At 71.1% G+C, this 12,197-nt stretch carries 9 protein-coding genes; 7 read left to right on the top strand and 2 right to left on the bottom strand.

The genetic code is table 11. The features are described from left to right. Positions 1-101: 101 nt before the first annotated feature. Positions 102-4,082: a glycoside hydrolase family 2 TIM barrel-domain containing protein gene (locus tag P8T65_RS22170; RefSeq protein WP_316727030.1), complete on the bottom strand. Its 3,981-nt coding sequence runs from the start codon at positions 4,080-4,082 to the stop codon at positions 102-104. Positions 4,083-4,297: 215 nt separating this feature from the next. Between P8T65_RS22170 and P8T65_RS22165 the strand changes: the two genes are divergently transcribed. The 3 genes from P8T65_RS22165 (at position 4,298) to P8T65_RS22155 (ending at position 7,441) form a co-directional block, all read left to right on the top strand. After that, the gene (locus P8T65_RS22165) at positions 4,298-5,212 is read left to right on the top strand and encodes a hypothetical protein (RefSeq protein WP_316727029.1); all 915 of its coding nucleotides are present in this window, start codon (positions 4,298-4,300) and stop codon (positions 5,210-5,212) included. 205 nt (positions 5,213-5,417) lie between these two features. Beyond that, positions 5,418-6,779 (top strand): serine hydrolase domain-containing protein, encoded by a 1,362-nt coding sequence (locus tag P8T65_RS22160; RefSeq protein ID WP_316727028.1) that lies wholly within the window; start codon positions 5,418-5,420, stop codon positions 6,777-6,779. A 38-nt stretch (positions 6,780-6,817) separates the two neighbouring features. After that, complete coding sequence (locus tag P8T65_RS22155; RefSeq protein ID WP_316727027.1) at positions 6,818-7,441, top strand: 3'-5' exonuclease; 624 nt, start codon at positions 6,818-6,820, stop codon at positions 7,439-7,441. Here the strand turns inward: P8T65_RS22155 and P8T65_RS22150 are convergent. Further along, positions 7,416-8,414: a winged helix-turn-helix domain-containing protein gene (locus tag P8T65_RS22150; protein WP_316727026.1), complete on the bottom strand. Its 999-nt coding sequence runs from the start codon at positions 8,412-8,414 to the stop codon at positions 7,416-7,418. The two genes, P8T65_RS22155 and P8T65_RS22150, sit on opposite strands and share 26 nt — an antisense overlap. Before the next feature lie 326 nt (positions 8,415-8,740). On the opposite strand from P8T65_RS22150, the gene P8T65_RS22145 reads away from it, so the two are divergent. From P8T65_RS22145 to argG, 4 genes are all read left to right on the top strand, one after another. Continuing rightward, positions 8,741-9,649, top strand: coding sequence for a hypothetical protein (locus P8T65_RS22145; RefSeq protein ID WP_316727025.1), 909 nt, complete (start codon positions 8,741-8,743; stop codon positions 9,647-9,649). 18 nt (positions 9,650-9,667) lie between these two features. Next, positions 9,668-10,153, top strand: coding sequence for a hypothetical protein (locus tag P8T65_RS22140; RefSeq protein WP_316727024.1), 486 nt, complete (start codon positions 9,668-9,670; stop codon positions 10,151-10,153). Between the two features lie 92 nt (positions 10,154-10,245). After that, positions 10,246-10,650, top strand: a complete 405-nt coding sequence (locus P8T65_RS22135) for a VOC family protein (RefSeq protein ID WP_316727023.1) — start codon at positions 10,246-10,248, stop codon at positions 10,648-10,650. Between the two features lie 89 nt (positions 10,651-10,739). Next, entirely contained in the window at positions 10,740-12,194 is a 1,455-nt protein-coding gene (argG, locus tag P8T65_RS22130) for an argininosuccinate synthase (RefSeq protein WP_184906118.1), read from the top strand. The last annotated feature ends 3 nt before the right edge of the window (positions 12,195-12,197 follow it).

Genomic DNA, 12,197 nt, shown 5'->3' with positions numbered 1-12,197 from the left:
ACAGTCTACTAGGCAGGGGGCGGGCCGGTAGGGGGCAACCCGCTGCCCCCTACCTACCTTGAAATGCGCCCAGCCTCTGGTGGGTTGTCGGCCTGTGGCGGCTACTCCGTCGCCGTCGGCCTCCTCGACAGCTTGGTCGCGAGGTGCACGTCCGTCAGCGGGCGCAGGCGGTACGTGTACGCGTAGTCGCGGTTGGCGAAGAGCTTGTACTCGTCGTGGGTGTGGGCGCCCCAGCTGTTGTCGCCGCCGACACCCATCTGGCGGTGGTTGACGCGCAGGACGACGGTGTCGCGGGGGGTGAGGTGGTAGTCGTGGCGGAGGCCGGTGGAGAGGTCCTCCGGGGTGAAGTGGGAGGCGTTGACTTCGAGTAGCGAGTCACCCGCGATGAGGAGGCCCTCGCCGTCGCGGTCGGTCAGGGCGGCCCAGCGGACGTCGGTCTTGTTGCCGTTCTCCTGGGGGCGGATGTAGCCGGACCACTGCTCGGCGACCGTGCCGGAGTAGAGGCCGACGTCGGTGCCGTTGTTGCGGTCCCAGTGGTTCTCCTCCGGGCCCCGGCCGTAGTAGTGCAGGCGGTCGAGGCGGCGGGGGAGGTGGAGGATCGTGCCCACCTCCGGGATGTACGGGAGGGAGGCCGCCCCCGGGCGCAGGGTGTTGTCGACCTTGATCTCGCCGTTGCCGAAGACCGTGTAGGTGGTGGTGTAGGCCGACTCGACGGTGGTGGGCAGGGTGCCGGTGACCTTGATCTCCACTGCCCGGCCTGCGCCCAGGGGGCGGACGGTCACGTCCGTCACCTTGCGGTTGGTGCCCGCGTCCCGCCAGGTCTGGTTGCGGATGTGCTGCCCGTTGCCGTGGTCGTTGTCGGTGGGGGCCCGCCAGAAGTTGGGGATCGGACCGGAGGTGAGCAGGCGGGTGCCGACCGCCTTGTAGGAGGTGAGGGTGCCGCTCTGGCGGTCGATGGTGACGGAGAAGGCGGGGCTGCCCTTCACGCCCTTGCCGGTGACCGTGATCTCGTCCGGTCCGTCCTTGTACGTCAGCTTCGGGACGGCCGTCAGGGGGACCGGTGTCACCGCCGGGCTGCCCGCGTCCACCGGCAGTTGCTGCCGGGCCACCTCGAAGCCGGACTTCGCCCAGGGGGTGCGTTCCCGGGTGGTGAAGGAGAGTTCGAGGAAGTACTCGGTGCCGGGTGCGGGGGAGGAGGGGAGGCGGAAGGGGACGGTGATGTCCTTGGCGGAGAGAGGGGCCACGTCCAGCTGGGTTCGGGTGAGGCGGCCCTGCTGGATCTTCCTGCCGTCCGCCACCAGGGTCCAACTGCCGTCGAACTCGCGGAGGTTGGTGAAGAGGTACTCGTTGGTGAGGGTGACCGCCCGTGAGGCCGAGGTCAGGGCGTCGGTCGCCGGGGTCGCGTGGATCGCCTGGTAGACGCGCTTGATCTCGGCCGCCTTGCCGGTGTGGCCCCGGTCGGCCGTGACGATGCCGTCCGCCACGAAGGCCCCGTCGTTGGGGTTGTCGCCCCAGTCACCGCCGTACGCGAAAAACGAACGTTCCTTCGCGAAGCCCTCCCGCTTCCGCTCGCCCACCTTCACCGTCGCCGCGTCGAACCAGAACCGCACTCCCTCGTCCCCGGGCCCACGCCCCCCGGACGCCAGCTCGGCCCCGCTCAGGGCACGCGCGTACACACCGGCCCGCCGGATCGTTCCGCTGAACTCGCGCGTCGGGTTGTCCGTGTCGGTGCCGAGGGAGAGGGGAGCGGTGTTGACGCTGGGTCGCCGGGTCGTGGTGCGGGTGGCCTTCACCTCGCCGTCGACGTAGAGGGTGAGGGACCCGGCCTCGGCGTCGAAGACCCCGGCCACATGGTGTTCGCGGCCGGTCCAGCCGTCCGCCGGGAGGCCCCAGCTGACGCTGACCCACTGGCCGCCGCCGTAGATGAAGAACTCCACGCTCTTGTCGCTCTGCTTCAGCGCGTACTGCGTGTCGCCCTTGGCGACGAGCGGCTGGTGGCCGCCGGTGACGTGCGGGGTGACCCACGCCTCCAGGGTCAGCGAGCCGGTGAGGTCGAGGGCGGGGTCGCGGGTGAAGCCCGTGGCGCCGGACAGCCCCTTGCTCCGGCTGAACGTCCCTGCGGCGGTGAGGAGTTGGCCCTTCAGGGCGCTCGGGCCCGCGTCCGTGAAGACCCTCAGCTTCGGCACCGGCCAGGTCAGTGACTGGTCGACGAAGTCCCAGATCCAGCCGCCCTGGAGGACCGGGTAGCGCCGGATGAGGTCCCAGTACTTCTTGAAGTTGCCGTTCGAGTTCCCCATCGCGTGCGAGTACTCGATCATCACGTACGGCCGGGTGTCCGAGGTGTCCTTCGCCCGCTGCTCGACCCGCTGCGGGCTGTCGTACATCTCCGAGCGGATCTGGCTGATCGTCGGCCGGTCGTCGCCCTCGTACTGGATGACACGGGTCTTGTCGTACGACTCGATCCAGTCGCGCATGGCGACGAAGGTGGAGCCGCCGCCCGCCTCGTTGCCGAGGGACCAGATGACGACGGAGGCGTGGTTCTTGTCGCGGTGGACCATGGCCTTCGCTCGGGCCACACAGGCGGTCGTCCACTCGGCGTCGTTCCCGGGGTAGCGGTCCCGGATGCCGTGGGTCTCCAGGTTCGTCTCGTCGACGAGGTAGAGGCCGTACTCGTCCGCGAGCTCGTACCAGAGCGGGTTGTTGGGGTAGTGCGAGGTGCGGACGGTGTTCATGTTGAGCCGTTTGATGATCCGCATGTCCTCGACCAGGTCGGCGCGGGTGAGCGCCATGCCCCGGTCGGGGTGGATCTCGTGGCGGTTGGTGCCCCGGAGGGAGACCGGCTGCCCGTTGATCCGCATCAGCCCGTCCTTGAGCGCGAACTCGCGCAGGCCGACGCGGTGGGAGAGGGTCTCGACGACCTTGCCGCGCGGGTCGCGCAGCCGGAGCACGGCCGTGTAGAGGGTGGGGTGTTCGGCGGACCACAGCTCGGGCGAGGGGACGGACTTCTTCGCCTGGACGGTCACGTCCTCGCCGACACCGCCGCCCTTGCCGCCGCCTTCTCCGCCGACGGCGACGGACTGCACGAGGGGCCGCGCCCAGACGGCGTGGCCCCGGTCGTCGTAGAGCTGCGTCTCGACGGAGTACGTCCCCTCGTGCCCGGCCGCGTACGCGCGCACGCTCGCGGTGACGGACAGTTCGGCGGTCTTGTAGCCGTCGCCGAGTGGGGTGTCCAGCTTGAAGTCGCGCAGGTGCACGGCGGGTGTGGAGTAGAGGTAGACCGAGCGGAAGATGCCGCTCAGCCGGATCATGTCCTGGTCCTCCAGCCAGTCGCCGTCCGAGTAGCGGTAGACCTCGACGGCTATCTGGTTGGTGCCCGGCTTCAGGTGCCGGGTGATGTCGTACTCGGCCGGGTCGAACGAGTCCTCGTGGTAGCCGACGAGTTCGCCGTTGATCCACACGTAGTGGGCCGACTTCACGCCCTCGAAGTGGAGGAAGGTGCGGCGGTCGCCGGCCGTCCAGTCCTTGGGGAGACGGAAGGTGCGCCGGTACTGGCCGACCGGGTTGTAGCGGGTCGGCGCGGCCGGCGGCTGGGCCTCCTCGCCGAGGCCGTTGGGGCCCCACCACGGGTAGGTGATGTTGACGTAGATGGGGAAGTCGTAGCCGTGCAGCTGCCAGTTGGAGGGGACCGGGATGGTGTCCCAGCCGCTGTCGTCGACGTCCGTCTTGTAGAAGTCCTCGTCCCGGTCGCCCGGCCGGTCCACGTACGCGAACTTCCACCGGCCGTCGAGGCTCAGCCGGTACGGGGAACGGGTGCGGTCGGCGACGAGGGCCTGTCTGACGTCCGCGTACGGCATGAGGGTGGTGTGCGGCGGCTCCGCGCCGACCTGGAAGAGCGCCATGTTGCCGGACCACTCGGGGCTGCCGGGGGCCTCCGGCCCGGAGCGGGGCGCGGCGTACGCGGCGCCGCCGGAGAGGGCCAGCGCGCCGAGGAGGGCGGCGCCGCCCTCCAGCAGCCGGCGGCGGCTGACGACGGGGCGGGCTGCGGGGGTGCCGGTGGGCGCTTGCGGGTGCGGGTGGTGCATTGCCGGGCCTTCCTCGCGATGACAGGGGGGTGCACGTACGGAGAGACGTGTGGGACGAGGAGCGTCGGTTGCTGTCTGATGTTGTTGAAAAACCGCGCCCACCCTAGGACTTCGAACAGAACCGAATCAATGACTCTGTCGGACTTTGTGCGGTCGTGGGTGCCCCGCCCTGGTGTCGCACCTCCGCCGCCCGCTCGGCCGCTTACGGTGCCCCCATGACGGCGGGAGTGGTGTGGGCGTTGTGCGCGGCGGTGTGCATGGGAACGGCGACCGTGTTGCAGGCGCTGGGCGCGCGAAGGGTGGCGGCCGCGCGCGGCGACGGGGGTGCGCGCGAGCGGGGGCGGACCGTGGTGGAGGTGCTGCGCGGCTGGCCCTTCCTCGCGGGGGCGGGACTGGACACGCTCGGCTTCGCGGCGCAGGTGGTGGCGTTGCGGCTGGCACCGGTGTTCCTGGTGGAGGCGGCGGTGGCCGCGTCGCTGGCGGTCACGGCGGTGGCCGGCACGGTCGTCCTGGGGCTGCGGCCACGACGGGCGGAGTGGGCCGCCGTGGCCGTCGTGGTCCTGGGGCTGGCGACACTGGCGGTGTCCGCCGGGCGCGCGGGCGACGGGGACGGTGACACCGCGCTGCGGGTGGCGGTGCTCGTCGCGTCGGTGCTGGTGGTGGCGGGCGGCTGGGTCGTGGGCGGCCGGCTGCGGCGGGGCCGGGCCGTCGTCCTCGGCGCGGCGGCCGGCCTGAGCTTCGGCCTCACCGCGATCGCCGTACGCCTGCTGCCGGACACCACGGTCCTCGGGGTCCTGGCTCAGCCGTCGGCGTACGCCGTCGTCGTCTCCGGCCTCGGCGGGTACCTCCTGCTCGTCCAGGCCCTCCAGTCCGGCTCGGTGACGGCGGCCACGGCGGCGATGGTCATCTGCGAGACCGTGTGGCCGGGGGTCTTCGGGGTCGCGTGGCTCGGCGACTCGACCCGCGACGGGTACGCGTGGTCGGCCGTGCTCGGCTTCGTGTGCTGTGTGGCGGGCGGGGTGGCGTTGGCGCGGTTCGGGGAGGCGGGGGAGACCGGGGGGACCGGGGAGACAGGACAGGCGGGGAGTGCCGGGGAGGCAACCTCGCGGGCGGTCGGTGGCGACCCATGAAGTCCCGTCACGGTCTCTGGCACCTCTGGTCCGGTGACGTCCCGCGGGGCCATGACAGATGTCATGGCCCCGCTGTGAGAGCGATCGTCCGCGGGACGGATGTGGAGCGCACGGGTTGTTCGTGACAATCGCCTGGCAGGGCCCGGGAGTTGACCGTCCCGGGTCGTCCGAACGTCAGGAACGTCAGGAACGAGGGGGAGAACTCGTGCGTATCAAACAGCTCGCCGGGACCGCGCTGGGCACCACGCTTCTGCTGGCCGCGGCGATGCCCGGGGCCGAGGCCGCAGCCCCGGCGTCGTCGGCGTCGTCGGGCAAACTGGACCGGGCCGAGCTGCGCGAGACGCTCGACGCGGTCCACGAGGCCGGGATGTACGGCACGTACGCGGCGGTGCGGGACGGCCGGGAGCGCTGGGCCGGCGCGGCCGGGCTGGCCGACGTGGACACGGGGCGGAAGGTCACCCCGACCATGCGGCACCGTGTCGGCAGCATCAGCAAGACGTTCACGGCCGTGGCGCTCCTGCAGCAGGTGGAGCGGGGCCGGATCCGTCTCGACGCGCCGGTCACCCGCTATGTGCCCGAGCTGTTCGAGGGCAGCGGAAGCGACGAGGACGGGCGGGAGCGCGGGGACGCCATCACCGTACGGATGCTCCTCAACCACACCAGCCACATAGGCGACTACGTCCTCGGCGCCTTCCCCTCCCTCGCCCAGAACTCCACCGCCAGCCTCGACGAGCACCGCTTCCGGGAGATCGGTCCCCGCGAACTCGTACGGCTGGGCCTCGCGGCCCCCGCCACCGGCACCCCCGGCGCGCAGCCGGGCAGCTACTCCAACACCAACTACGTCGTGGCCGGCCTGATCCTGGAGAAGGTCACCGGCCAGAAGGCCTCGACGTACATCACCCGCAACGTCATCGAGCGCGCCGGCCTGCGCCACACCTCGTACCCGCGCACCGCGTACATCAAGGGCCCGCACCCCAGGATGTACGAGTCGTTCTACGGTCTCATCGACCCGCCCCGCGACTACAGCGTCTACGACATGTCCTGGGCGTACACGGCCGGCGCGATCGTCTCCACGACCGACGACCTCAACCGCTTCTACCGCGAGCTGCTCACCGGTGATCTGCTCCGCCGGTCGTCCCTCGCCGAGATGCGGCGCACGGTTCCGGTGGAGATCGGCCCGGGCGCCGCGATCGACTACGGCCTCGGCATCTACACCTTCGACGTGCCCGGCTGCGCCCGGTTCTGGGGCCATGACGGCGGGGTCTTCGGCGCGGGCACGATCAGCCTGACCAGCGCGGACGGCAAGCGTCAGCTGTCCATGGGCTGGAACCTGATGAAGTACCAGCGCCTCAACGCGGACGGCACGGCGCTGGAGCCGAGCCCGATCGACGAGGCGATGGGCGCCCACGTCACCAAGGCGCTCTGCCCGATGCTGGAGGACGAGGGAGCGAGGGACGGTTCGGGTTCGGGTGCGGGGCTGAAGTCGCGGCTCGCGGCGGGGGACGCGCGCAGGATCCTGCCGGACGGGATCCTGCCGGACGGTCTGCTGGGTAGGACGCTTCCGTAGTCGTCCTAACCGTCCTCGCACCCCAGGGAGCGCACGTCTTGCCCACCTTCGTCATCTTCGACCTGGAGTACACGACCTGGCCGGGAGCCATGGAGCAGGACTGGTCGGCGCCCGGCCAACTGCGGGAGATCGTGCAGATCGGCGCGGTGCGCGTGGACGAGGAGTACTCCGTCGTCGAGGAGTACGACACGCTTCTCCGCCCGGTGGTGAACCCTCGACTCTCGCCCTTCTTCACCACCCTCACCGGCATCGACCAGCGGAGCGTGGACCGGGACGGCCTCCCGCCGGCCCGGGCCCTGAGCGACTTCCTCGCCTTCTGCCGGGGCGGGGCGGTCCTCTCCTACGGCAACGACATGCTCGTCCTCGGCGAGAACATCGGCTGGGCCCGGGCCCGGGGCGAGAAGATCGAGCACAGCGCGCTCACCCCGGGCTTCCTCAACGTCCGTCCGTGGCTGAACGCGGTCGCCCCGGCGACGGCGGGCGTCAACTCGGGCCGTCTGTGGCAGACCCTGGGCCTCCCCCGGCCCGCCGCCCCGGGCGACGAACACTCGGCCCTCTTCGACTGCCACTCCATCGCGACGGCCCTGCGCCACTTGTCGGGCACGGGGGTGACGCTGCCGGACGGTCTTCTCCGGGTCAGTGGGGTCCGCGGGGGGAGTTGAGGAGTTCGGCGCCGAGCGGCGAGAGAGTGTGCCGCACGGTGTTGCCCTGTCTGTGCGTGGAGACCAGCCCGGCCTGGCGCAGCACGGTGGCGTGCTGGCTCGCCGACGCCGCGGAGATGTCCGCGCGACGGGCCAGTTCCCCGGTGGTGCTGGCGTGCACGAGCAACTGCATGACCGTCGCCCGGGTGCGGCCCAGCAGCGCCGCCAGCGGGCGGGGGACCGCCCCGTCCTGCGCGGTGGCTCCCCCCGCCCAGCCCCGGCTGCGGACGACGGGATAGACCAGCACGGGAGCCGTGTCGGGGTTCTTCAGCGTGATGGGGATGCCGAAGCAGAAGAACGACGGCAGGAGCACCAGCCCTCGGCCGTTGAGGAAGAGGTCCTGGTCCACGGGGTAGGGGAGTTCGAGTACCGGCGGTTGCCAGCGCGCCTGCGGGTGCAGCTGGGTGAGCAGCCGTGCGACGCCTCCGGTGGCCAGGGCGTGCAGCCGGGTGGCCCGGTCGGCCTCCAACTGGGCGTGGAGGGCACGCCAGTAGGGGGCCAGGGCTGTCCGGTGGTAACTCCGGACGGCCTCTCCGAGGGTCCTGACGACCGCCGTGTCACCGGCGGCCAGCGCACCCAGCCAGGGGGCCGGGGCACGCCGGGGGACCAGGTCGCCGAGGTCCGCGCGCAGCCGGGTTCGCGCGGTGGCGAGCAGGATGTCGAGGGCTTCGTCCAGGCAGGAGACGCCCGCGGTCGGAGTGAGGAAGTCCGCCGAGTAGCCCACGGGGGGCGCCAGTTCGCACAGCATGCGGGTCAGGTCCGCCGTGCCGCCGAGCAGCCGGCCGCGGGTCCGGTCGCGCCACAGGCCGAACTCCTTGGTACCGGGTCGTTTCTGCAGGGCGTGCAGGCTCAGCAGCACCTCCCAGAGCACGTCAGGCTCGGCGGCCAGGCGGGTGTTGGCCATGTCCTCGGTCGTGAAGTGGATGCTCAGCACGGTGTCCCCCTGTTGTCTGGATGACGCCCGCGTCGGCAGGTCCGGCCGATGTCCGGCCGGGCATCTGCCGGGCATCTGCTGGGCCGACGTCCGGCCGACGTCCGGCCGGTGCTCGCGGCGTCGGTATGAGTGCTTATGAGCGTTGCTGCTTGCTTTGCGTGGCCGGTGTGCCGGCCCCTGGTCGTGACGTGCCACTTTCGGAGAGCACTGAAAGTCCTGGCGCGTTCGTTCATCGATCAATCACGCTGGCGGCGTGAGCCCGGTCGCACCGGAGCCGACCCGCCTACCGCTCGCACCCTCCTTCACGCCCCACGCGAGAGGACGTCATGCGCAAGGCCGCGATCAGCCTGCTCCTCGTGTCCGCCGTCATCACCGGCTGCGCCGGCGCCCAGCGCTCCCCGGCGAATACGGAACGTCAGGAGGCGGTCTCCGCACGGCAGTTGACCGAGGCCGAGCAACTGCGGATCTCGGACGCGCAGCAACGCCTGATCGGCGGTTGCATGCGCCGGCAGGGCTTCGAGTTCTGGGAGGCCGAGCGGCTCAGTCTGGCGAAGAGCCGCACCCTCGGCTATGTGCTGGACGACGTCGACTGGGCCCGCACGTACGGCTACGGCAGTCGCCTCCAGGCCGAGGAGGCCGTCGCCCGCGCCGCCAACCCCAACCTCGCCTACCGCAAGCGTCTCCCCGAGCAGCGCCGCACGGCCTACGACCTGGCGCTCGACGGCGGGATCGACGGGCCGGTGATCAGCGTCGAGATTCCCGGCGGCGCCGGCACGGTGCGCAAGCGCCTGGGCGGCTGCGTGGCCGAGTCCGAGAAGAAGCTGTACGGGGACCCCCGGGAATGGTTCCGCGCGGAGAAGGTCTCCGGCCACCTCCGGTCGCTCTACGTCCCCAAGGTGCTGGCCGACCGGCGTTTCTCGGCGGCACTGGAGGTCTGGTCGCGCTGTATGAAGCGGGCGGGATACGACTACGAGGACCCGGGTGCCTCCCGTCGGGCGGCCATCGCGCGGTCCGACCGGGTGGCCGAGCCCGGGGTCTTCGAGGCCGAGAAGAAGCTCGCCGTGGCCGACGCGACCTGCGCCGGGGACGCCGACCTCCGCGTCATCGGCGAGGAGCGCGAGAGCCACTACCTCGACCAGCTGCGCGACCGCTACGGCGAAGAGCTCGACACCTGCACCCGGCTCCAGCACCGGGCGCTGGACCTCGCCCGGAAGATCGTCGGCCCACGGGCCTGACCACACCAAGGAGTACACATGCGCAGACCAGCCATAGCCGCCGTCGTCGTCATCGCCCTCGCCTCCCTCGGGCTCGGGGCACCGACCGCGTCCGCCACGTCGGCGGACGAGAGCGTCTGCGGGGAGGAGTGGCCGAACAGCCGGGACGGCAATCTGAGGGTCTGGCAGGACTGGGGCTGCCAGGGCATCCTCCTCGGCACGACGCCGGGGAACGACCGCTTCTGGGGCGACAGCGGGAATGAGGGGGTGTTCAACTCACCGGACCACCTCGCGCCGTCCTCCGTGATGAACAGCGGGTTCCTCGGGGGCAAGGACGTCGTCGCCTTCTACGCCGAGAAGGACTACCAGTACCAGTTCGGCTACGTCTGTCTCGCCCCGGGAGAGCTGTGGGCCGACAATCTCACGGACAACAAGTACCAGTCCGGGGCGGTCGTGAACGACAACATCAGGTCCCACCAGTGGGTCACCGCCTCCGCGTGCGGGGCGGGCACCTGGCTCACCTGACCTGACCTGACCTGAGGCCGGGGCCCGTCGGCCTGCCGACGGGCCCCTTCCCCCGCCGACCCGAAACGACCCGAACCCCGCCAGGAGCCGTCATGTCCGAGGAACCCGCGGTCCGCGAACTCCGGCTGGTCGTCACCGCCGCCGACTACGACGCCGCGCTGCACTTCTACCGAGATGTGCTGGGGCTGCCCGAGCGGGCGGCGTTCTCGTCGGACGGCGGGCGGGTGTCGATCCTCGAAGCGGGGCGGGCGACGCTGGAGATCACCGACCCGAAGCACGCGGAGTACATCGACGAGGTGGAGGTCGGCCGCCGTGTGGCCGGCCACATCCGGGTCGCCTTCGAGGTGGACGACTCGACCGCGACCACGGCGAAGCTGGCGGCGGCCGGCGCCGAGGTGATCGCCGAGCCGACCCGGACCCCCTGGAACTCGCTGAACTCCCGCCTCGAAGCCCCCGGCGCCCTCCAGCTGACCCTCTTCACCGAACTCGGGACGTGAGAGCCGTGGGGCGCGGGAGTCGTCGGACGTGAGGGCCGTCACCGGACGGCGCTTTGCATGATCATGCATTGCCATGCATAATAATTTCTATGTCCAAGGTCCTCACCTCTCTTCCGGCCGGCGAGCGCGTCGGCATCGCCTTCTCGGGCGGGCTCGACACCTCGGTCGCCGTCGCGTGGATGCGTGACAAGGGTGCCGTCCCCTGCACCTACACGGCTGACATCGGCCAGTACGACGAGCCCGACATCGCCTCGGTGCCCGGCCGCGCGAAGACCTACGGTGCCGAGATCGCGCGCCTGGTCGACTGCCGTGCCGCGCTGGTCGAGGAGGGCCTGGCCGCGCTGACCTGCGGCGCGTTCCACATCCGCTCCGGCGGGCGGGCGTATTTCAACACGACCCCCCTCGGCCGTGCGGTCACCGGCACCCTGCTGGTCCGGGCGATGCTGGAGGACGACGTCCAGATCTGGGGCGACGGCTCGACCTTCAAGGGCAACGACATCGAGCGGTTCTACCGCTACGGCCTGCTCGCCAACCCGCACCTCAGGATCTACAAGCCCTGGCTGGACGCCCACTTCGTCACCGAGCTCGGTGGCCGCAAGGAGATGTCCGAGTGGCTGGTCGCGCACCAGCTGCCGTACCGGGACTCGACGGAGAAGGCGTACTCCACCGACGCCAACATCTGGGGTGCCACCCACGAGGCCAAGACCCTGGAGCACCTGGACACCGGCGTCGAGACCGTGCAGCCGATCATGGGCGTCCGGTTCTGGGACCCCGAGGTCGAGATCGCCACCGAGGACGTGACGATCGGCTTCGACCAGGGCCGCCCGGTCACCATCAACGGCAAGGAGTTCGCCTCCGCCGTCGACCTGGTGATGGAGGCCAACGCCATCGGCGGCCGCCACGGCCTCGGTATGTCCGACCAGATCGAGAACCGCATCATCGAGGCCAAGAGCCGCGGCATCTACGAGGCCCCCGGCATGGCCCTCCTGCACGCCGCGTACGAGCGCCTCGTCAACGCCATCCACAACGAGGACACCCTCGCCCAGTACCACTCCGAGGGCCGTCGCCTCGGCCGCCTCATGTACGAGGGCCGCTGGCTGGACCCGCAGGCGCTGATGATCCGGGAGTCGCTGCAGCGCTGGGTCGGCGCGGCGGTCACCGGCGAGGTCACCCTCCGCCTGCGGCGCGGCGAGGACTACTCGATCCTCGACACCACGGGCCCGGCGTTCTCGTACCACCCGGACAAGCTGTCCATGGAGCGCACCGAGGACTCGGCCTTCGGCCCGGTCGACCGGATCGGCCAGCTGACCATGCGCAACCTCGACATCGCCGACTCGCGCGCCAAGCTGGAGCAGTACGCGGGCCTCGGCCTGATCGGCACCGGCAGCCCCACCGTCGGCGCCTCCCAGGCCGCCGCGACCGGGCTGATCGGCACCATGCCGGAGCTGCCGCAGGGCGGAGCCGAGGCCATCGCCTCGCGCGGTGAGGTCTCGGAGGAGGACGCGCTGCTGGACCGCGCCGCGATGGAGTCCGGCACGGACTGACCG

This window comes from Streptomyces sp. 11x1 (assembly GCF_032598905.1).
Classification (GTDB): domain Bacteria; phylum Actinomycetota; class Actinomycetes; order Streptomycetales; family Streptomycetaceae; genus Streptomyces.
This window is presented reverse-complemented; position numbering and strand designations above follow the sequence as displayed.